21 protein-coding genes are annotated in these 21452 nt (G+C 64.0%); 14 read left to right on the top strand and 7 right to left on the bottom strand.

Annotated features, from left to right (window positions below; translation table 11 throughout):
- Positions 1-157 precede the first annotated feature (157 nt).
- Genes AC1DXN_RS10820 through AC1DXN_RS10810 form a run of 3 tightly spaced genes read left to right on the top strand, consistent with a single transcriptional unit; the run spans position 158 to position 3926 of the window.
- Positions 158-1078, top strand: a complete 921-nt coding sequence (locus tag AC1DXN_RS10820; protein ID WP_477273558.1) for a carbohydrate ABC transporter permease — start codon at positions 158-160, stop codon at positions 1076-1078.
- A complete protein-coding gene (locus AC1DXN_RS10815; RefSeq protein WP_477273556.1) occupies positions 1078-1935 on the top strand; it encodes a carbohydrate ABC transporter permease in 858 nt (285 codons plus the stop codon). Before AC1DXN_RS10820 ends, AC1DXN_RS10815 begins: the two co-directional genes overlap by 1 nt.
- A 23-nt stretch (positions 1936-1958) precedes the next feature.
- The gene (locus AC1DXN_RS10810) at positions 1959-3926 is read left to right on the top strand and encodes a glycoside hydrolase family 127 protein (RefSeq protein WP_477273554.1); all 1968 of its coding nucleotides are present in this window, start codon (positions 1959-1961) and stop codon (positions 3924-3926) included.
- Positions 3927-3931: 5 nt separating this feature from the next.
- On the opposite strand, the gene AC1DXN_RS10805 is transcribed toward AC1DXN_RS10810, so the two are convergent.
- Positions 3932-4732 (bottom strand): endonuclease/exonuclease/phosphatase family protein, encoded by an 801-nt coding sequence (locus tag AC1DXN_RS10805; protein ID WP_477273552.1) that lies wholly within the window; start codon positions 4730-4732, stop codon positions 3932-3934.
- A 35-nt stretch (positions 4733-4767) separates the two neighbouring features.
- Positions 4768-6228: a phospholipase D-like domain-containing protein gene (locus AC1DXN_RS10800; protein ID WP_477273550.1), complete on the bottom strand. Its 1461-nt coding sequence runs from the start codon at positions 6226-6228 to the stop codon at positions 4768-4770.
- A 166-nt stretch (positions 6229-6394) separates the two neighbouring features.
- Between AC1DXN_RS10800 and AC1DXN_RS10795 the strand changes: the two genes are divergently transcribed.
- From AC1DXN_RS10795 to AC1DXN_RS10765, 7 genes are all read left to right on the top strand, one after another.
- Positions 6395-7528, top strand: a complete 1134-nt coding sequence (locus AC1DXN_RS10795) for a transporter substrate-binding domain-containing protein (protein WP_477273549.1) — start codon at positions 6395-6397, stop codon at positions 7526-7528.
- Positions 7528-8172, top strand: coding sequence for an ANTAR domain-containing response regulator (locus AC1DXN_RS10790; RefSeq protein ID WP_477273547.1), 645 nt, complete (start codon positions 7528-7530; stop codon positions 8170-8172). Before AC1DXN_RS10795 ends, AC1DXN_RS10790 begins: the two co-directional genes overlap by 1 nt.
- A 248-nt stretch (positions 8173-8420) precedes the next feature.
- Positions 8421-9266: a nitrilase family protein gene (locus AC1DXN_RS10785; protein ID WP_477273545.1), complete on the top strand. Its 846-nt coding sequence runs from the start codon at positions 8421-8423 to the stop codon at positions 9264-9266.
- A 53-nt stretch (positions 9267-9319) separates the two neighbouring features.
- Positions 9320-10471: a substrate-binding protein gene (locus AC1DXN_RS10780; protein WP_477242690.1), complete on the top strand. Its 1152-nt coding sequence runs from the start codon at positions 9320-9322 to the stop codon at positions 10469-10471.
- Between the two features lie 65 nt (positions 10472-10536).
- Positions 10537-11370 (top strand): branched-chain amino acid ABC transporter permease, encoded by an 834-nt coding sequence (locus tag AC1DXN_RS10775; protein ID WP_477242691.1) that lies wholly within the window; start codon positions 10537-10539, stop codon positions 11368-11370.
- On the top strand, positions 11357-13135 hold the full coding sequence (locus tag AC1DXN_RS10770; RefSeq protein WP_477242692.1) for a branched-chain amino acid ABC transporter ATP-binding protein/permease: 1779 nt from the start codon (positions 11357-11359) through the stop codon (positions 13133-13135). Before AC1DXN_RS10775 ends, AC1DXN_RS10770 begins: the two co-directional genes overlap by 14 nt.
- Positions 13128-13850, top strand: a complete 723-nt coding sequence (locus AC1DXN_RS10765; protein ID WP_477273543.1) for an ABC transporter ATP-binding protein — start codon at positions 13128-13130, stop codon at positions 13848-13850. The genes AC1DXN_RS10770 and AC1DXN_RS10765 overlap by 8 nt, the downstream gene beginning before the upstream one ends.
- Positions 13851-13945: 95 nt before the next feature.
- Here the strand turns inward: AC1DXN_RS10765 and AC1DXN_RS10760 are convergent, their stop codons facing one another.
- Genes AC1DXN_RS10760 through AC1DXN_RS10750 form a run of 3 tightly spaced genes read right to left on the bottom strand, consistent with a single transcriptional unit; the run spans position 13946 to position 15942 of the window.
- Complete coding sequence (locus AC1DXN_RS10760) at positions 13946-14344, bottom strand: nuclear transport factor 2 family protein (protein WP_477273541.1); 399 nt, start codon at positions 14342-14344, stop codon at positions 13946-13948.
- Between the two features lies 1 nt (position 14345).
- Entirely contained in the window at positions 14346-15242 is an 897-nt protein-coding gene (locus AC1DXN_RS10755; protein WP_477273539.1) for an MBL fold metallo-hydrolase, read from the bottom strand.
- 40 nt (positions 15243-15282) lie between these two features.
- A complete protein-coding gene (locus AC1DXN_RS10750) occupies positions 15283-15942 on the bottom strand; it encodes a DsbA family protein (protein ID WP_477273537.1) in 660 nt (219 codons plus the stop codon).
- Positions 15943-16059: 117 nt separating this feature from the next.
- Here AC1DXN_RS10750 and AC1DXN_RS10745 point away from each other — a divergent pair, with 117 nt between their 5' ends.
- Positions 16060-16980: a LysR family transcriptional regulator gene (locus tag AC1DXN_RS10745; RefSeq protein ID WP_477242697.1), complete on the top strand. Its 921-nt coding sequence runs from the start codon at positions 16060-16062 to the stop codon at positions 16978-16980.
- Between the two features lie 36 nt (positions 16981-17016).
- On the opposite strand, the gene efp is transcribed toward AC1DXN_RS10745, so the two are convergent.
- A complete protein-coding gene (gene efp / locus AC1DXN_RS10740) occupies positions 17017-17586 on the bottom strand; it encodes an elongation factor P (protein WP_027038615.1) in 570 nt (189 codons plus the stop codon).
- 123 nt (positions 17587-17709) lie between these two features.
- Between efp and epmA the strand changes: the two genes are divergently transcribed.
- The gene (gene epmA / locus AC1DXN_RS10735; RefSeq protein ID WP_477273535.1) at positions 17710-18756 is read left to right on the top strand and encodes an EF-P lysine aminoacylase EpmA; all 1047 of its coding nucleotides are present in this window, start codon (positions 17710-17712) and stop codon (positions 18754-18756) included.
- A gap of 1 nt (position 18757) precedes the next feature.
- On the opposite strand, the gene AC1DXN_RS10730 is transcribed toward epmA, so the two are convergent.
- Positions 18758-19174 carry a VOC family protein gene (locus tag AC1DXN_RS10730; protein WP_477273533.1) on the bottom strand — a complete coding sequence of 139 codons (417 nt, stop codon included), beginning with the start codon at positions 19172-19174 and terminating at the stop codon, positions 18758-18760.
- 131 nt (positions 19175-19305) lie between these two features.
- Between AC1DXN_RS10730 and AC1DXN_RS10725 the strand changes: the two genes are divergently transcribed.
- The gene (locus tag AC1DXN_RS10725) at positions 19306-20649 is read left to right on the top strand and encodes a TldD/PmbA family protein (protein WP_477273531.1); all 1344 of its coding nucleotides are present in this window, start codon (positions 19306-19308) and stop codon (positions 20647-20649) included.
- Positions 20636-21442 carry a 3'(2'),5'-bisphosphate nucleotidase CysQ gene (locus tag AC1DXN_RS10720; RefSeq protein WP_477273529.1) on the top strand — a complete coding sequence of 269 codons (807 nt, stop codon included), beginning with the start codon at positions 20636-20638 and terminating at the stop codon, positions 21440-21442. The genes AC1DXN_RS10725 and AC1DXN_RS10720 overlap by 14 nt, the downstream gene beginning before the upstream one ends.
- Positions 21443-21452: the final 10 nt, after the last annotated feature.

Genomic DNA, 21452 nt, shown 5'->3' with positions numbered 1-21452 from the left:
CCTTGAGGGGAGGTCGGACCGCAGGTCCGGGTGGGGTCGTCTCGGCAGTGCTCGACGTTCCTTTTTCGTCGGCGCACTGCGCAGAGGACCCCACCCCCGGCCTTCGGCCGGACCCTCCCCTCGAGGGGGAGGGGACCACCGCACCCGGAGCCTACCCATGACGGCCATCACCACCACCCCGCCACGCGCCAGAAAACTGGTCGGCGCCGGCCGCCGGCAGTGGATCGGCCTGCTCTATGTGGCGCCGGCCGTGGCGCTGGTCGTCGTGTTCTTCATCATTCCGCTCGGCATGACGGCGTGGATGTCGCTGCACAACTGGCCGCTGATGGGCGAGCATTTCTATATCGGCTTCGACAATTACCGGGCGATCCTGCGCGACGTCAGGTTCTGGAACGCGCTGAGCTTCACCGGCTACTACACCGTGATCGTCACCATCGTGATCTTCGCCGTCGCCTTTCCGCTGGCGCTGTTCATCGAAAGACCGCGGAAGCTGACCGGCTTCTACCGGACATCCTTCTTCATGCCGGCGGTCGTCGGTTTCGCCTCGGCCAGCCTGCTCTGGTCGTGGCTGCTCAATGTCGATTCCGGCCTGTTCAGCCCGGCCGCCTACGACCTCGGCCTGACGGCGAAAAAGTTCAACCTTTTGGCGACGTTTCAACCGGCCTTCTGGTCGATCATCGCCATGGTGGTGTGGAAGGTGGCTGGCTTCACCATGATCATCCTGATGACCGGCCTGCAGTCGATCCCGACCGATCTGCAGGAAGCGGCGATGATCGACGGGGCAGGGCCGTTCGCGCGCTTCCGCGCCATCACACTGCCGCTGATGCGCCGCACGCTGGCGCTGGCGCTGATCCTGTCGGTCGCCGGTTCGATCCTCGCCTTCGACCAGTTTTACATCATCCTGCGCGGCGGCCCGCGCAACCAGACGCTGACCGCCGTCTACTGGATTTTCAACCAGTCCTTCGTCTCGTTCAAACTCGGCTACGGCGCGGCATTGTCGATGATCCTGCTGGCCATATTGGTCGCGCTCAGCCTGGTTCAGCTGTGGCTACTGCGCAAACCCGAGGGCATCGACTGATGGCGCAGGCACGAAGCCGCAGGAGCCGCCTCGGGCTCAAGATCGCCGAGCATTCGACCGGCATGATCGCGTCCGCGCTGTTCATCGCGCCGATCGTCTGGGCCGTGCTGTCGACCTTCAAGCCGGCGCAGGAGGCGCGCCAGCCGCCGCTGCCGCCGTGGCCGACGACAGGTTTTTCGGTCGAGAACTACCGCACGCTCAACACCTTTGGCGACGGCCTCTGGTTGCCGGCGCAAAACAGCCTCTATGTCGCGTCGATGACGGTGGTGCTGTCGGTCATCGTCAGCGTGCTCGCCGGCTACGGTTTTTCGCGCTTCCGCTTTCCCATGAAGGACCTGCTGTTCATCGTCATCCTGTCGACGATCATGATCCCGTTCCAGTCGATCCTGACGCCGATCTTCCTGGTGTTGACCAAGATCGGCCTGCACAACACGCTGACCGGGCTGGTCCTGGTCTACACCACGCTGCAATTGCCGTTCTCGATCTTCATGATGCGCAACGCCTTTGACGCGGTGCCGCGCGAGATCGAGGAGGCCGCCCGTATGGACGGCGCCAACAATGTCACCATGCTCTTGAAGGTGATGCTCCCGCTGGTCTGGCCGGGCATCGTCACCATCGCGCTGTTCGCCTTCCTCGGCGCCTGGAATGAGTTCCTGGCTGCCCTGGTGCTGATGACCGACCAATCCAAATTCACGCTGCCGATCATGATGACGGCGCTGCAGTCCGGCCGCTTCGGCGCCATCGACTGGGGCGCGGTGCAGGCGGGCGTCACCGTGATGATGGTGCCGTGCCTGGTGCTCTTCCTGCTGCTGCAGCGCTTCTACATCCGCGGCCTGATGGCAGGGGCTGTGAAATGACCAATATCCAACGGAGTGACACGATGACCGCCCAACTATCCACCGGCAAACCAAAACTCGCCTTCCGTCCGCTGCCGGTGCCGCAGGTCGACGTGCGCGGCTTCTGGGGCGACCGTGTCGACGCCGTGGCGTCGCGCACCGCCGACATCCTCTACGAGCGCTGCGTCGAAGCCCGCATGCTGGAACAGATCGACCCGGACCGGCCATCGCCAGGCGTCGTCATTCCGTTCCATTCGCCGTCGCCCGACGAGGCGGCCAGCCCCGGCTTCACCGGCTCGACAGTGACGACGCAGATGTTCTGGGATTCCGACTGGGGCAAGACCATCGAGACCGCCGCCTATTCGCTCTACCGGCGCAAGAATGCGGCACTCGAGAAGAAGATCGACGCCGTCATCGACCTGTACGGCAGACTGCAGCAGGACGACGGTTATCTCTCCAGCTGGTACCAGCGCATCCAGCCCGGCAAGCGCTGGACCAATCTGCGCGATTGCCACGAGCTCTATTGCGCCGGCCATCTGATCGAAGGCGCGGTCGCCTATTATCAGGCCACGGGAAAACGCAAGCTGCTCGACATTATGTGCCGCTATGTCGACCATATCGCCGACACTTTCGGTCCCGAGCCCGGCAAGAAGAAGGGCTATTGCGGCCATGAGGAGATCGAGCTGGCGCTGGTCAAGCTGGCGCGGGCGACGGGCGAGCAGAAATACATGGACCTGGCCAAGTATTTCATCGACCAGCGCGGCCAGCAGCCACACTATTTCGACGAGGAGGCGTTGGCCCGCGGCACGGACCCAAAAGCCTATCATTTCAAGACTTACGAGTACAACCAGTCGCACAAGCCGGTGCGCGAGCAGGACAAGGTCGTCGGCCATGCGGTCAGGGCGATGTATTTGTTCTCAGGCATGGCCGACATCGCCACCGAATATGGCGACGATACGCTGCGCGTGGCGCTCGATCGTCTCTGGAACGATCTCACCACCAAGAACCTCTACATCACCGGCGGCATCGGGCCATCGGCGCACAATGAGGGCTTTACCAGCGACTACGACCTGCCCAACGAAACCGCCTATGCCGAGACCTGTGCCTCGGTCGGGCTGGTGTTCTGGGCCAGCCGCATGCTCGGCATGGGTCCCAATGCGCGTTACGCCGACATGATGGAGCGGGCGCTCTACAACGGCTCGATCTCCGGCCTGTCGCTCGACGGCTCGCTGTTCTTCTACGAAAATCCGCTGGAGAGCCGTGGTAAGCACAATCGCTGGAAATGGCACAGCTGCCCGTGCTGCCCACCCAATATCGGTCGCATGGTCGCCTCCATCGGCAGTTATTTCTACAGCCTGTCGGGCGACGCACTCGCCGTCCACCTTTACGGCGACTCGACCGCCCGCTTCGACATATCGAACCGGTCGGTCAGTCTGATCCAAACCAGCAATTATCCCTGGGACGGCGCGGTCTCGCTCCGGATCGAAACCGAAGCGTCGGTCGAGTTCACCTTGCACCTGCGCATACCCTCATGGTGCGGCAAGGCGGCGCTGAAAGTGAACGGCGCCGCGGTCGAACTGGATGGCATCACCAGCGACGGCTATGCCGCGATCCGGCGCGAGTGGCGCCACGGCGACCGGGTGGAACTCGATCTCGAAATGTCCATTGCCCGCCTCTTCGCCAACCCCGAGGTGCGCCAGGATATCGGCCGCGTCGCGCTCGCGCGCGGTCCGCTGATCTACTGTGTCGAGGAAACCGACAATGCCGGCCAGTTGCACCGTATCGCTTTGCCGCGAACGACAAAAATCGAGGCGCATCCCGAGCCGAACCTGCTCGGCGGCATCGTCACGCTTTCGGCCATAGCCAGCACGGAGGCCCAGGAAAACTGGGAGACCGGGCTCTACCGCACCGCACCGCCGGCGGTGAGCGGGACCAAAATCACGGCTGTGCCATACTTCGCCTGGGACAATCGCGAGCCCGGCGAGATGCTGGTCTGGCTGCGGGACGGCTGAGGCAGCTACAGCCGCAGGAAAGCTGTCAACGGCAGATGATCGGAGGCAACCCGCGACAGTGGCGTGTCGTGGGCTTCCACGGTCGAGATCATGTCGTGCCGGTTGGCCATGATCCGGTCGAGCGCCAGCAGCGGCAGGCTCGACGGAAAGGTGGGAACCGCCGGCGGCGAGGAGCCGAAAGTCGCATGCAGCGTCTTCAGCGCCGACCGGTTTCCGAGCCGCCATTCGTTCAGATCGCCAAGCAGCAGCGTTGGCGTTTCGTCCGGGCGGTTCATGATATCGAGCACGACGCGGGCCTGTTCGGAGCGTGACCGGCGCAGCAGGCCGAGATGCGCGGCAATGATGCGCAGCGTCCGTTTTTCGTCCAGGTCGATCTCGGCAACCAGCGCCCCGCGCGGTTCCAGGCCCGGCAGCTTTATCTGATGGACATCGCGCACCGTTCCGCGCTTGAACAGCAAGACGTTGCCGTGCCAGCCATGTCCCTTGCCGTTTCCCGATATTGGCACCGGCACCAGGCCGGTTTCCATTTCGAGGCGCGCAAGATCGAGAAGCCCGGCGCGATCGCCGAAACGGTTGTCCGCCTCCTGCAGCGCAATGACGTCAGGGCCGATTTCGCGGATGACGCGGACAATCCGGTCCGGGTCGAACTTCCTGTCGACGCCTACGCATTTGTGGACGTTGTAGGATGCGACCAGCGTGCCGGCAGCATCCGTCCGCTCATGCGGCGCGGACCCTGTCGCGCGGGCTTTTCTGCGGCGAATGGTTGAAAGCATGTTCGCCCGAAGGCTGCGTACGGTTCTCTGCATATGTGCGCTGCTTATGTCTTTCCGGCTTTCAGCTTCTATAGATAGGGCGATCCCAGCCACAGCAATCGGTCGAAGACACGAATGACAAAAGGCCGCGCTTTCAAGGTCTCGAGCGTCACTTGTGTGGCGGAGGCGATTGCCGATCCGATGCGCGCTTCGATCTCGGCGGCAAAGCCTGCATCCAGAACCTCCATGTCGATTTCGAAATTCAGCCGCAGCGAGCGGGCATCGAGGTTGGACGAGCCGACATAGGCCCAGACGCCGTCGACCGAAAGCAGCTTCGAATGGTCGAACGCGCCCGCGTGGCGCCATACCCGGCAATAATGCTTCAGCACCTGATCGAGTTGCGCCGTCATCGCACGGTCGACAAGGAAGAGATTGTTCACCGCCGGCACGACGATGTCGATCTCGACGCCGCGCCGGGCCGCCGTCGTCAGCGCGCTGATCAGCTCGCGATCCGGCAGGAAATAGGGCGACATGATGAGGATCGAATGGCGGGCCACGGAAAATGCCCCCATCAGCAGCTTTTGGTTGGTTTCGATGCGGGCATCCGGCCCCGACGCCACCGCCCGCACCAGCATTGGCTGACCGGCAGGCGGCGAGGGCACGTCCACCTGCCAGACGTCGCCCTTGAGGGCCTCGTTGCCGGCAAAGCGCCAATCCTCGGCGGCAACCGAGAACAGGTCGGCCACCACCGGTCCGGTGACCTGGAAATGCGTGTCCACCGAGCTGGCGGACCCCGAGAACTCGGCCGAGAATCCCTTGCGGATGTTGATCCCTCCGGTAAAGGCGACCGTGCCGTCGACGACCAGGATCTTCCTGTGCGTTCGCAAGTTGGCATAGGGAAGACGCAGGCCCATGACGATGTTGCCATTGAAGAGATCGACGGTGATGTTTGCGTCTTTGAGAAGCTTGAGGATGCTGGGGACGGAGTAACGGACGCCGACGGCATCGATCAGCACGCGAACGGTCACCCCCCGCCGCACCGCTCCGGCCAGCGATTCGACGAAAAGCTGGCCGACCTCGTCATTGTCGAAGATGTAGGTCTCGAGCAGGATGCTGCGCTCTGCGCCATCGATCGCCCGGCGCATCGCGGCATAGGCCTCGTCACCGGTCTTCAGGATCGCAATTGCGTTGCCCGATGTCAGGGCGCGCCGCGCCACCCTGTCGCCCAATGTCTTCAGCCCGGTGAAGCGCAGGCCATAGCGCTCGGCAATCAGTTTTTCCGCGGCAATGTCGCCGTCGCGTTTTGCCGAAGCGGCCTCGCCGTCGAGCGGCCGCTGTGCGCTGATCGTTGCGCGCCGGATCCGGTTTATGCCGGCAACCGCATAGATGATCGCGCCAACAAACGGCGACAAAAGCATGACGCCCACCCAGCCCGTGGCTGCGCGGACATCCTCCTTCGTCATGATGGCGTGGACGATGCCGATGGTCGCCATCACCGCTGGAATGATCACCAGGATCTGGGGCCAGTGACTCGCTATGGTCTGCAACATCGGCAGGACTATCCAGCGCGCGGCCGCAGAAGGCAATGCGGCTGATGAGGGGCCGCCCGGGCAGCTGCAGATCCGGACGCCACCAGCGCGCTGGCGCGTGATGACGATTGCCATGGCGCCCCGCGTGCAATAGGCCTTTGCCGGAAAAGTGCAGGGGAGGATTGCCGTGACAGGAACAGCCCAGACATGGCGCGTCGGCATCCTTTTTTCGCGCAGCGGCATCACCTCGGTCACCGAAAGCGAGCATTTCTACGGGACGGCGCTCGCCATCGAGGAGATCAATGCCGGCGGTGGCGTTCTTGGGCGACAGATCGAGCCCATCGCCTACGACCCGGGCAGCGACCACGAGGCGTTTCGATCGCTGGCCCGCAAGCTTCTGACCGAGGACGATGTCAACGTCATCTTCGGCTGTTCGATGTCGGGCAGCCGCAAGGCCGTGCTGCCGATCGTAGAGCGTTACAATGGTTTGCTCTGGTATCCCTCGATCTATGAGGGTTTCGAATATTCCGAAAACGTCCTCTACACCGGCGCCACGCTCAACCAGAACACTTTCGCGCTCGCCGACTTCATCCTGCAGCGCTACGGGCCGCGCGTGTTCATGGCTGGGTCCGACTACATTTACCCGCATGAATCCAACCGGGTGATGCGCGACCTCCTGGAATGCAAGGGTGGCACGATCGTCGAGGAACAATATGTGCCGCTCGATGCCGACGAACGCCGGATCCGCCGGCTGATGGCCGACATCGAGAAGGCCGCGCCGGACGCAGTGTTCTCGACGGTGATCGGACGCAGCGCGCAAATCCTTTACAGGCTCTATGCCGAGGCCGGCATCGACCGGACAAAGCGGCCGATCGCCAGCCTGACGTTGGCCGAAGGCGAGATCCGCGTCATCGGCGCCGAGCATTGTACGGGCCATGTGCTGGCTGCCCCGTATCTGGCGAGCGTCGACAGCGACGAGAACCAGCGCTTTGTCGGTGACCTCGCCCGCCGCTTTGGCGACCGCACAACCGCGACTATGTGGTCGCAAACTGCTTATACGCAGGTGCATCTGTTCGCCCGCGCGCTGGAGAAGGCTGGAACCCTCGACACATTCCGCCTCGGCCAGGCAGCGCTTGAGGTCGATTATGCGTCGCCGGAGGGACGGATGATGTTCGACCAGGAAAACCGCCATGTCTGGTCGACGCCCCGTATCGGCATCGCCAACGCTGCCGGCCAGTTCGACATCGCCTGGCAGTCGCAGGCGCCGATCCGGCCAGACCCTTATCTCGCCGCGACCCATTTCGAGGAGCCGTGGCTGTAATGACGGCGACGCTAAAACGCATCCTCAACGATCTCAGGCAGGCGAAGATCCTGGTCATCCACCCGAAGGATGAGGATGGCGCTGCGCTGGTCGATCACCTCAGGCGGTTGGGCTGCGAGGTCCGAGCGGCGTGGCCGCCCCCAGCCTCGATCCCTGGCGATATCGACACGGTCTTCGTGCAGGTGGGCGAAGCGCCGACAGACGATATGGTGTCGCTCATCGAAGGCGCCAGCGCCGCCGTCGTCGCCATCGTCACCTATGAAAGCCCGACCTCGATCAAGGCGATCATCGACCTCAACGCCCATGGCGTCATCACCAAGCCGCTGCGGCAGCTTGGCGTGCTGACGCAATTTGCGCTGGCCCGCTATCGCTACGGCTATGAAGGGCGGCTGGCCAACAAGGTGCGGAAGCTCGAGGATACGCTGAAGGGGCGACGCACGATCGAGAAGGCGGTCAAGGTGCTGGTCGAGATGAACGGCGTCGACGAGGAAACCGCCTACAAATTGATCCGTGACCAGGCGACATCGAAACGCATTGCGCTGGTTTCGGTGGCCGATGGCATCCTCGCGGCGCAGGAAGCAATGCGGACTTTCGGCTTCGGCATTTCCGCGCAGGGCGAGCAGAAGCAGCCGAACGATCGATAGGGTGCCAACGGCAGGTCACAGCAGATACCTTTCGTAACATACTGATTTTGATACTATAAAAGACGCTAAGCCCCGTCATTCGCAGCCGGAATCTTTGGCCCTTGACGCGATCTCCCGGCTGTGCAACTTCTTAAAGCACGAGCAGGTTTGCTCTTCGGCAGGAATGCCGTTTCACATTGATGGCTATGTAGCCCTTGGCTCGCGGATGACTTCCGCGCCCAGGGGTTTTTTGCGTTTGGAGACAGGCTTTGGCACTATTGGCGACAGCATCCACGAACCTCCGTCTGGCCTGCATCCAGTTCCAACCGACGATCGGCCGGCTGGACAAAAATCTCAGATCGATGGAGCGGCTGATCCGCCAGGCCGCCGGTCTCGGCGCCTCGGTGGTGGTGCTGCCGGAACTCGCTGACAGCGGCTATGTCTTCGACAGCCGGGAAGAGCTCGCCGAACTCGCAGCACCCATCCCTGAGGGACGCAGTGCAGCGCTGCTGTGCTCGCTGGCCAGCGAACTCGGCCTCCACATCGTCAGCGGCCTTGCCGAGCGCGACGGCGACAGGTTCTTCAACGCCGCCATGCTGTGCGGGCCATCTGGTCCCGTCGGCACCTATCGCAAGCTGCATCTGTGGAACCGCGAAAAACTCTACTTCCAGCCGGGCAATCTTGGCCTGCCGGTGTTCGATACCGCGATCGGCCGGATCGGCGTGGCGATCTGCTATGACGGCTGGTTCCCGGAGACTTATCGGCAACTGGCGCTGAAGGGCGCTGAGCTGGTTTGCGTGCCGACCAACTGGGTGCCGATGCCCGCTCAGGGCGACCACCCGGAGCCCATGGCCAACATCCTGCACAAGGCCGCCGCCCACAGCAACGGCATCTACATCGCCTGCGCCGACCGTGTCGGCATCGAGCGCGGCCAGCCCTTTGTCGGCAGGAGCCTGATCGTCGGCCCGACCGGCTGGCCGATCGCCGGGCCGGCCAGCGAAGCCGACGAGGAGATCCTCATCGCCACGATCAACCTCGGCGAGGTCGCCAGGGCGCGCGCGCTGAGCGAGCGCAACGACGCCATCGGCGACCGCCGCAGTGACGTCTACGGATAACCAAGAAGAAGCCGGCACCACCCGCTAAGATCAACCAGAGAAAGGGGAATACCATGAAGAACAGAGCAGTGATCCTTGCCTTCGCCAGCGCCGCCCTGACCAGCGCCGCTTTCGCCGCGGATGGTCCGATCAAGATCGGCATCCCGGTCGGTCTGTCCGGCGCCAACAGCGTCGTGGCGCCGTCGGTCGTGCAATCGGCGGAACTGGCGGTCGCCGAAATCAACGCCGCCGGCGGCGTGCTGGGACGGCAGCTTTCCCTCGAGATCGCCGACGACGCCTCAGGCGCCGCTGGTGCGCAAAAAGCCTTCGATTCGCTTGTTTTCCAGAAGGAGGTCAACGCGGTCATCACCATGGAGACGAGTGCTGCGCGCAATGCCGGCCTGCCGATCATCTCGAAGGGTGATATCCCCTACATCTACACCTCGTTCTACGAGGGCAAATCCTGCAATGCCAATCTGTTCGTCAATGCCTGGGTGCCCGAGCAGCAGGTGCCGCCGATCGTCGACAATTTCATCAAGACGCAAGGCGCCAAGAAGTTCTTCCTGATCGGCTCGGATTATTCATTCGGCCGCGGCATGCTGGAATTCGCCAAGGCCTATATCGAGAAGTCCGGCGCCAGCGTCGTGGGCGAGGAATATCTGCCGATGGAAGGCAGCGACTGGACGGCGATCATCTCCAATCTGAAGAGCTCCGGCGCCGATGCGGTGATCACCTCGACGGCCGGCGGCGCGCCGAACGTCACCTTGACCAAGCAGCTGCGCGGTGCCGGTGTCACCATCCCCTATGGCAATCTTGCTGTGGATGAGGGAACCGCCAAGAGCATGGGCGCGGATGCTGCCGGCATCTTCATTTCCGCTTCCTATGTCACCAGCATCGACAGCGATGCCAACAAGGGCTTCCTTGCTGCGATCGAGAAGAAGTTCGGCGCGGAGCTGCGCACCCCCAACGACCTCTCCGTGCCTGAATATGAGGGTATCTACCTCTACAAGGCCGCGGTCGAGAAAGCCGGATCGACCGACACCGCCGCTGTGCTCGCAGCACTTGCCGAGGTATCCTTCACCGGCCCGCGCGGCACGGTCTCGATGAACAAGCAGCACCACGCTCCGCTGACCATGTATCTCGGCCAGGTAAAGGCGGACGGCTCGGTGACCGTCGTCGACAAATTCGAAGGCGTCGACCCCGGGCAACAGTGCCCGAACCTGTAATCGCGCCTCTATTCGCAACGGGGCGGCGCTAACGCCGCTCCGTTCCACACCATCGGGGACCTGCCATGACGCTACTCCTGGACATGGTGACGACGGCGGCGATCCTGTTCATCGTTGCCGCCGGCCTGCTTGCGATCTTCGGCGTGCTGAAGATCATCAATTTCGCCCACGGCGCCTGGCTGACGATCGGCGCCTACTGCGCGGTGGCAACCGCCGGCCTCGGGCTCAATCCCTGGGCAGCGTTGCCGATTGCCTTCGCCGTCGGCGCCATCCTTGGCGGCATCACCGAACTGCTGATCGTGCGGCCGCTCTATCGCCGGCCGCTCGACGCCATCCTGGCGACCTGGGGGCTCGGCATCGTCATCGGCCAGCTAATCACGCTGTGGTTCGGGCGCGACGTGCAGTTCACTCCCAATCTCCTGTCGGGCACGGTTGATGTCTTTGGCGTCGGCTATTCGCTCTACCGCCTGTTCGCCGTCGCGGCCGCACTGATCATAGGGCTCGCCTTCACCTTCCTGCTCGAAGGCACGCGGCTCGGCCTGTCGGCGCAAGCGGTGATCATGAACGAGATGCTGGCGCGGGCGCTCGGCATCGACACGGCGCGCGTGCGGCTCGCCACCTTCATGGTCGGCACCGGACTGGCGGCGCTGGCCGGCGTGCTGTTGACGCCGCTGACCAGCGTCGATCCGAACATGGGCGTCGCCTGGCTGATCGGCTCGTTCATGCTGGTCATGGTCGCCGGCTCGTCCTTCTCGACGCTGGCCATTGCCTGCCTCGTCTTCGGTGGCGCGCAGGTTCTGGTCAGTACCTTCGTCAGCCCCATTCTCGGCGGCATCACGGTGGCGGTCCTGTGCGCCCTGGTGCTGCGCATCAGCCCGAAGGGATTTGCCCGTGCCTGAAAGCCGTTCCATCCCGCCGAGGGCCTGGCTGTTTGCAGCCCTTGCGCTTGCGACGGCGGTCGTCGTCATCGTCGGGCCAGCGCTGTTCGACCGCTTTACGCTCAACGTGCTGACCCGCTCGATGATCTACGCCATGCTGGCGGTGACCGTCGACATATTGTGGGGCTACACCGGCATCTTGACCTTTGGCCAGGCGGCGTTCTTCGGCACCGGCGCCTACGCCAGCGCCATGGTGCTCAGCCATCTCGGCTCGACGCCCGCCTTTCTGGCACTGGCGCTTGCCTTGGCGATCCTCGTGCCGGTGCTGCTTGGCGGTTTCGTCGGCTGGCTGTCGTTCGGCCACGGCTCGACGCCGCTCTATGCGACGGTGATCTCGCTGGTCGTGCCGATCGTGGTGACGCAGCTGGTGTTTTCCGGCGGCGTATGGACGGGATCGAGCAGCGGGCTGGTCGGCTATTCCGGCCTGCCGCTCGGCCTGCCTGGCTATTTCCGGCTGACCGGCATCTGCCTGATTGTCACCACTGTCGTCGCCCTGGTCTTCACCCGCTCCGATGCCGGCAAGCTGCTCATCGCCATTCGCGACAATGAGGCGCGCTGCGCCTATCTCGGCCTCAATCCGCAACGCCTCAAGATCGTGCTGACAACGATCCTCGCCGGGGTCGCGGGCATTGCCGGCTTCCTCTACGCCAATGCTTCAGGCGTGGTGGCGCCCGAAAATACCGGCTTCGTCTTCGGCACAGAGATCGTCATCTGGACGGCCCTTGGCGGCCGCGGCACCATCTTCGGGCCGGTGATGGGTGCGATCGGCATTGACTACCTCAGCGCCCAGCTTTCGGGCGATCTACCCTTCCTGTGGAATCTCATCGTTGGCGCCCTGTTCGTCGCCATGATCATCCTGTTACCGAACGGGCTGGCGCAATTGGCCAGAATGGTTCTGCCGCGCCGCAATGCCGCGCAAGCCAACCAAGCCGGCAGCCCAGCCATCGCCGTTGCGCGGGCCGGCAATGATAGAGAGGACGGCAACCGTGTGCTCTCCGTCCGTGGTCTCGGCAAATCCTTCGGCAGCCTGCAGGTGCTGCAAGGCATCGACCTCGACGTACGTCCCGGCGAACTGGTCAGCCTCGTCGGTCCTAATGGCGCCGGCAAGACGACGCTGATGCGCTGTCTCAGCGACGGCACCGAAGCCACCACCGGAAGCGTCAGCATCGCTGGCCAGGACATAAACGGCATGACACCGGACGAAATCGTGGCGCTCGGCGTGGGCCGCAAGTTCCAGGTGGCGAGCGTCTTCGACAGCCTGACCGTTGCCGACTGCCTGCGCATGGCACGCGCCTCGCGCCAGGCGCCGAGCCTGCTGCGCCGCTCCACCACGCTTGGATTGCCGGCAGCCGCCGCCGATATCTTGCGTTCTACCGGGCTCGATCGCATGCTTGGCCAGCCGGTGTCGCTGTTGTCGCATGGGCAAAAGCAGAGCCTCGAACTCGCCATGGTCGTTGCGCTCGAGCCAAAACTCATCCTGCTCGACGAGCCGACGGCCGGACTGACCAAGGTCGAGCGCACCACCATCGGCGCCACGCTGCAAAAACTGACCGGCGAGCTCGGCTTCGCCGCCATCCTCGTCGAGCACGATCTCGATTTCGTCCGCGACATCTCGACTAGGATCGTCGTTCTCCACCAGGGCAAGCTTGTCCTCGACGGCAGCGTCGCCGAGGTGGTCAATTCCGAAGTGGTCAGGACGATCTATTCGGGAGCCGCCCATGCTTGAGGAGGCCAAAACCACCGTGCCGAAACTGTCGCTGTCGAACGTTTCGAGCGGCTATGGGCCAGTTGCCATCATCGAGGCGCTGTCGCTCGCCATCGCGCCCGGACAGATCTTTGCGCTGATGGGCAAGAACGGCATGGGCAAGACCACCGTGCTCAAAACCATTCTCGGCTTCGTGGCGCTGCGTTCGGGCGACGTCCGCCTCGACGGTATGTCGATGTCAGGCGTTTCCCAGGCCTCGTTGATCGCATCGGGCGTCGGCTATGCGCCGCAGGAGCAGGCCCTGTTCCAGGATCTCAGCGTGCGCGACAATCTGCGGCTCGCACTGCGCTCGGACCGCGGTTTCGCGCAAGCCGTGGAGCGGGTCTACGGGCATTTTCCGTTCCTGCGGGAGCGCCTGTCGCAACGCGCCGGAACGCTGTCTGGCGGCGAGCAGAAGATGCTGATCCTCGGCCGCGCGCTGATGCTGCAGCCGAAGCTGCTCTTGATCGACGAGATTTCCGAGGGCCTGCAGCCGTCGGTCGTCGAACGCATCGCCACCGCACTCAAGGAAGAACGCCGGGCCAACGGCACGACGATCCTGATCGTCGAGCAGAATCTGCCCTTCGCGCTTGGCATAGCCGACAGCTGGGCGGTGCTGAAGCTTGGCCGCATCGACGATGCCGGCGAGGTAACGGACGGAACGGCGGCCCGAGTGATGCAGCATCTGAAGATTTAGGGCATCGGACCCGAGTTACAAACCAGCTTCAGCTGAGGCTCTCCGCACCGCGCGGCGGATATCTGCCTCGGCTGATCAAGGTGACAGCAACCCGGTCAAGCGTCCGGCGTCAGCGCCTGCTGGACCAGGACTGTGTCGACATACTGCATCATGCTGGCGATCTTTCCATCTCTGATCTCGTAGAGATGGGCGAAGGCGGCGTGCATCGACTTGCCCGTCGCCTTGTAGGTGCCGGAGTAGACCCCGAAGGCGGCGACACGGTCGCCGTCTTCGAGATAGGTGTGAACGTCGGCGCGGTAGCCGATCCATTCCGTGGCGAGGCGCCGGAAGACACCGGCGATGATCGCATCCGCGCCGACATAGGTCCCGGCATAGGGGAAACCCTCGGCTTCGGTCCACCGTGCATCGGGGGCGAGAGCGGCCAGCAGGTTGCGGCCGTTGTCCTCCGACGCTCCCTCATAGGTGGCGCGGATCAGATCGAGATGGGCGCCCATCTCAGCCCCACTTCATCTCGCCGGTGGCAACCTTGGAGCCGATGTCGAGCGCGACCCCCATGCCGAGGCCGGGGAAGCGGGCTTCCATGGCGCTCTTGAGCGCGGCCGCATCCTTGGCCCTGGCCAGCTCTTCCTCGAAGGCAATGAGGTAGGTCTTGGTGTGCTCGACGCCCGAGAGGTCGGTAGGGGACTGCGGCGTCATGTGGCCGGCAACCACGATCGCCGGCTTGCGGGCCGCGATTTTCTCAAGATTGGCAATCCATGCCGCGCGCTGTTCCTTGGTCGGCGTGTCGGCGGTCCAGACATGCACGCCCGCAAAGATCATCACGCCGCCGAACACTGCATTCAGCGACGGAACGAACAGATAGCGCCGGTTGGCGAGGCCGTCGGCACTGACAATCTCAATGGTCTCGCCGTCGACGGTCAGCGTCTTGTCGTCGAAGACCTCCGGGATGACGACATCGGCGAGCGTCTGCGGACCGTTTTCCTTGAGCTGCGGACCCCAGACGGCGAGCTTCTTGTCGACGCTGCCCTTGATGGCGGCCACCGTCTCGGACGCCGCGATCACGCGCGCGCCGGGGAAAGCCTCCTTGATCGGCTTGAGGCCGAAATAATAGTCCGGGTCGGACTGGCTGACATAGATGGTGGTGAGCTTCTTGCCCGTCGCCTTGATCGCCTCGGCCACGGCCTTGCCATCGGGGAATGTGAAACCGCTATCGATCAGCACGGCTTCAGTCGCTCCGGAGATCAGAACCGGAGCGCGGAAGAAGCCGTTTTCGCCTGCGGGAAAATGCTTCCAGGCAAGTCCTGCGGCAGCATGGCCAAGCCCTGCGGGAGCAAAGACGGCGGCGGCACCGGCGGCGAGGGTCGTTTTCATGATGGTTCTCCGTGTGAACATGACTGTCTCCTTGGTGGTGGTTGAGGATGTGAGGGGCTGTCTAGCTGGCGGCCAGGCTCAGGCCTTGCAGCCTGGCGACGAGAACGTCATGGCTGCCGTAGAGCGCATTTCCAGGCACAAGGCGGCGGCTCTCTGCGACGCCTTCGATCAGGGCCGGCACGCCATCGGCGCCAAAGCGGCGCATCTCGACGCGCGCGGCTTCGATGCGCTGGCGATAGGCGGCAATCAGATTGTCATCGGACGTTGCCAGGCGTTCGGCGGCCTTCCGCAGGCCGAGCGCGCGCAGCACATCGGAGAGGACGGCAATATCGGTGATGTCGCGGCCGTCGACATAGCGAGCCCGCTGGATGGCTTTCAGCGCTTCGAACTCCCGGTTCGGCGCGGTGCCGGCGACAGCGATGAGCGCCAGCGTCGCCGGGCCGGAGTCGAAAAGGCGCGTGCGGTCGCCAAGCACGTCGTGCCGATAGGCTTCGCTGAAGGGCTGGCCGCTTAAGCGGGAAATGCGCTGGTCATTGGTCCAGGCATAGGTCGCGAATCCGTCGTCCATCGGCCGGGCGCCGGCACCGGCGAAAAGACCTGTCGGCGCGAGCTCGATGACGAAGTCCGGCCTGGCGGCAAGTTTTTCGACGGCCGCGGAGGCGCCATAGCACCAACCGCAAAGCGGGTCGAAGAGATAGGTGATGTGGATGGTTGCGGTCATATCCGGGGTCCTCTGGCACCAGATATGGCAGATGGAGATTGGTTGAAGAAGATCGACGGATAAGACATAATGTATGCTATTATTTGACAATAAACCCACTAGCTTTGATCGAAACCCATGAACCTCAATCGATTGACCTATTTCGCCGCGGTCGTTGACACCGGATCGTTCACCCGTGCGGCGGAGCGGCTCGGCATCACCAAGGCCGTGGTGAGCCACCAGGTGGCACAGCTTGAGCAGGATGTCGGGGCAAGCCTTCTCGTCCGCACGACCCGACGCGTCCATCCGACCGAGGCGGGCATCATGTTTCACGCCCGTTGTGTGATGATCTTGCGCGAGGCGGAGGATGCCTTCGACGAACTTGCCCAGGCCGCCATCGAGCCGACCGGAACGTTGCGGATAACCGCGCCCAACGACTATGGCACTGCGGTGGTCGCTCCGGTCGTCGCCGCGTTTGCGGCGCGCTATCCCGCCTGCCGCGTGGAGCAGACGCTGAGCGACCACACGATCGATCTCACATCCGGCAAGATCGACATGGCGGTTCGCGTCGGCTGGCTCACGGATTCCACACTCCAGGCGCGCAGGATCGGTTCCTTCCGGCAATTGTTGGTCGCAGCACCGGAGTTTACGGACCGGGTTGCGGCGGTCCTCGATCCGGACGATGTTGCGAAGCTGCCATTCGTCGCCAACATGGCGCTGCGCGAACCGCTGCTGTGGCAATTTTCGCGCGGAGACCTCGAGCGGCGCGCTGTTCGCATGCAGGCGAGAATAGCCATCGACACCACGCCAGGGGTGCTCGAGGCCGTTCGAGCCGGGGGCGGTCTTGCGATCCTGCCGGATTTCTCGGTGGCTGACGAACTGGCGTCGGGGCGGCTGATCCAAATCCTCAAGGAATGGTCGCTGCCCTCCGGAGGCATCCATACGGTCTATCCGGCGGCGCGCTTCCGGCCGCGCAAGGTGACCGCCTTCGTCGAAATGCTCATCGCATCCGAGCAGCAGAAAGCTTCGATCGCGCTAGGTCAGGGACGGACGCCGTAGACAGCTTTACGCACGTCCGTAGCCTGATGTCAGTTCTCAGTCCTTGGCGCGCTCGACATAGGCGCCGTCAGCCGTCATCACCACCACGCGGGTACCAGGGGCGATGTGCGGCGGCACCAGGGTGCGCACGCCGTTGGACAGCACGGCCGGCTTGTAGGACGACGAGGCCGTCTGGCCCTTGGTCGTCGGTTCGGTTTCGACCACTTCGAAGGTGGCGCGCTGCGGCAGCACCAGTGAAATGGCAATGCCATTGAACTGGGACACCTGCACGGCCATGCCTTCCAGCAGGTAAGGCGCCATGTCGCCAACCACGGCTTCCGACACCGCCACCTGGTCGTAGCTTTCCGGGTTCATGAAATGAAAACCTTCGCCGTCGCGATAGAGGAAGGTGTGCTCGCGTTCCTCGACATAGGCACGCTCGACCTGCTCGGTGGTGCGGTAGCGCTCCGAAACCTTCACCCCATCGCCGATGCGGCGCATGTCGAGCTGGGTCACCGGCGTGCCCTTGCCTGGGTGGATGTTTTCGGCAAAGAGGATCACATAAAGCTTGCCGTCCTTGTCGACGACATTGCCCTTGCGGAGCGAACTGGCGATGACTTTCACCACGGTTTTCAATCCTGCTAAAGTTTGTTGGCCTGGAACGTTTGTTCGGCGCAATTCGGCTGCGGAAGCCGTCGCCCTAGCGCATCTTGGCCGCATCCGCCAGTCCTCCGTGCAAATCCGCTGCTCATGACCACCGCTTCGCCATGGTGGATGCCGCATGTTCATGCCGACCGCCGGCCGCGGTTGCTGCTGCGCAACGCCATTTCGGCCACCGTGCGCGACTGGTTCGCCCACCGCGATTTCATCGAGGTCGAAACCGCTACCCTGCAGGTCTCGCCCGGCAACGAGGCGCATTTGTCGGCTTTTGCCACCGAGGCGATCGGGGCGGATGGGTCGCGCCAGCCGCTCTACCTCCACACCTCGCCGGAATTCGCCTGCAAGAAGCTGCTTGCCGCCGGCGAGCAGCGCATCTTCAGCCTAGGCGCGGTCTGGCGCAACCGCGAGCGCGGGCCCTTGCACCATCCCGAATTCACCATGCTCGAATGGTACCGGGTCGGTGAAACCTATGAGAGCCTGATGCGCGACTGCGCCGAACTGCTGGCGCTGGCTGCCCAGCGGGCAGGCGCCAAACGGTTCAGTTTTCGCGGCCGCGAGGCCGATCCGTTCGCCGAACCGGAGCGGCTGAGCGTCGCCGACGCGTTCATGCGCCACGCCGGCATCGACCTTCTGGCCACTGTGGCCGCGGACGGCAGCACTGACCGCGCGGCGCTCCATAGTGCTTTGACCAAGGCCGGTCTGCGCACGGCGCCGGATGACAACTGGGCCGATCTGTTCAGCCGGGTGATGGTGGAAAAGGTCGAACCGTCGCTGGGGCAGGGGCGTGCCACCATCCTCTACGGCTATCCGATCTCGGAAGCCGCCCTTGCCCGGCCGAGCGCCGATGATCCCAGGGTTGCCGAGCGCTTCGAGCTCTACTGCTGCGGCGTCGAACTCGCCAACGCCTTCGGTGAACTGACTGATGCCGTCGAGCAGCGCCGGCGCTTTGCCGCCGAGATGGACGAGAAAGAGCGCGTCTATGGCGAGCGCTATCCCCTCGACGAGGATTTTCTTGATGCGCTGACCATCATGCCGCAGGCCAGCGGCGCAGCGCTTGGTTTCGACCGGCTGGTGATGCTGGCGACCGGCGCGCAGAAGATCGAGGATGTGATCTGGACGCCGGTGGCCAACGCATAGCTCAATGCGCGAAAATCTGCTCCAGCGAGCGAAAGCCCTTGAATTCCAGCGCATTGCCGGAGGGGTCGCGGATGAACAGCGTTGCCTGTTCGCCGGGTTCGCCCTTGAAGCGCACCATCGGCCGTTCGAGCCAGTCGATGTCGGCGCGCGCTTCCAGCCGTGCGGCCAGCCGCTGCCATTCGTCCATCAGCAGCACAGCGCCGAAATGCGGGATCGGTACGACGATGCCGTCGACCTTGCCGTCGCTGGGAGCCTGAGCAGCCTGCGGCCGCAAATGCGCCGACATCTGGTGGCCGAAAAGATCGAAATCCACCCAGGTCGCCGACGAGCGGCCGATGGCGCAGCCCAGCACCTCGCCATAGAAAGCGCGGGTTTCATCGAGATCACGGACCGGGAAAGCGAGATGGAAAGGCGTCATGGCGAATGCTCCAAACAGGCTGCTAATGCATCTTGATTGCCGCTTCTCCCATTGCACAAGCAGCAGTGGAACAATAGATGGTGCACCAGCGGCTGCTCCCAAAGCCTGCTGAATAAAACAGGATCATACGCATGACCGATACGCTCGACGCAGCCAAACTGACCGACCGCGTCGCGGCCCTGGTCGAGGCTGCCAAACGCGCCGGCGCCGACGCCGCCGACGCGGTTGCGGTGCGCGGCCGCTCGGCCGGCGTGTCGGTGCGGCTCGGCAAGGTCGAGAGCACCGAAGCCTCCGAAGGCGACGATGTCTCGCTGCGCGTCTTCGTCGGCAAGCGGGTGGCGAGCGTCTCGGCGACGGCGGCATCGGATCCGAAGGCGCTGGCCGAGCGTGCGGTGGCCATGGCCAAGGTCTCGCCCGAGGATCCTTATCAGGGCCTCGCCGATCCGGCCCTCCTGGTTGGCACGCCGCGCGACCTCGATCTGTTCGACGCCACCGAGGTGTCGACCGACCAGTTGAAGGAAGCGGCATTGGCCGCGGAGGCCGCGGCTCTTGCCGTCAAGGGTGTCACCAATTCCGCCGGCAGCGGCGCCAGCGCCGGGCTCGGCGGGCTGGTGCTGGCCACCTCGAACGGCTTTGTCGGCCACTATGTCGCGTCGCGCTTTTCGCGCTCGGCCAGCGTCATCGCCGGCGAGGGCACCGGCATGGAGCGCGACTATGAATATTCCTCGCGCCAGCATTTTTCCGATCTCGATGCGCCGGAAACGATCGGCCGCAAGGCCGGCGAACGCGCCGTGCGGCGCCTCGGCGCGCGCAAGGCGGCGACGGGACCGGTCAATGTGGTGTTCGACCCACGCGTCGCGCGCGGCATTGCCGGCCATCTCGCCGGCGCCATCAACGGCGCCTCGGTGGCGCGCAAGACCAGTTTTCTGCGCGACATGATGGGCAAGCAGGTAGCCTCGGCGGCGATCACCGTCACCGACGAACCGCTGCGGCGCCGTGGCCAGGCCTCGCGGCCGTTCGACGGCGAAGGCATCGAGGGCGAAAAGCTGCTCATGGTCGAAAAGGGCGTGCTGAACCACTGGTTCCTGTCGACCTCGGCGGCACGCGAATTGGGGCTGACCACCAATGGTCGGGGATCGCGCAGCGGCTCCTCCGTCTCGCCGTCATCGACCAATCTTGCCATCGAACCTGGTGAAAGGTCGCCGGAGGACCTGATCAAGTCGCTGACTACGGGCTTCTACGTCACTGAAGTGTTCGGCCAGGGCGTCGACATGGTGACCGGCGAATACAGCCGTGGCGCGTCCGGCTTCTGGATCGAAAACGGCGAACTGGCCTATCCCGTTGCCGAAGTGACCATCGCCTCCAATTTGAAGACCATGTTCCTCAACATGGTTCCGGCCAGCGATCTCGACCGCAATTTCGGCACCGCGGCACCCACGCTTCTCATCGAAGGCATGACCCTTGCCGGTGCGTGACCCGGTCATATCGGCCGGGGCCTCTGATGACTTGGCCGTGCTGCGCGAAGCCGCCCGCGAGGCTGGCCTCATCGCCATGCGCTATTTCGGCAACAACCCGCAAGTGTGGATGAAGGAGGGGACGTCGCCGGTCAGCGAGGCCGACCACGCCGCCGATGCCTATCTGCGCGAGACCTTGCTTGCCGCACGGCCCGATTATGGCTGGCTGTCGGAGGAAACAGCCGACGATCCGGTGCGGCTTTCGGCACGCCGCACCTTCGTCGTCGATCCCATCGACGGCACGCGCGGCTTCCTCGAAGGCCTTCGCTCCTGGTGCGTCAGCGTCGCGGTGGTCGAGAATGGCCGCACGCTTGCCGGCGTGCTCGAATGCCCGGCCAGGGACGAGACGTATTGGGCGCTGCCCGGGCAGGGCGCGTTCCTGAACGGCCAGCGCATTGCCGTGCGCCGCCCGGCAGCGATGGTCGAAATTGGCGGACCGAAGCTATTGCTCGACCAGATGCCGGCTGAATGGCAAAGCCGGATGCAGCGCGTGTCCCATATTCCCTCACTGGCCTACCGGCTGGCGATGATCGCCGCCGGCGCGCTCGATGCGAGCTTCGTCAAGCCCAATGCGCATGACTGGGACATCGCCGCCGCGGACCTCATCCTGCGCGAGGCCGGTGGCGCCTTGCTCGACCGGCACGGTCGGGCGCCGCTCTATGCCGGCGAAATCATCCGTCACGGCGCCTTGGCCGCCGGCAGCGGCGAACTGCTGGCCGTGCTTGCCGGTGTAATTGCCGGTACGGAAGCGTGATCGAAGGTTC

The sequence above is a fragment of the Mesorhizobium sp. P2_H9 genome (assembly GCF_056403215.1).
Note: the sequence above shows the minus strand (reverse complement) of the source record. Positions and strands in the feature narration are given on the sequence as shown.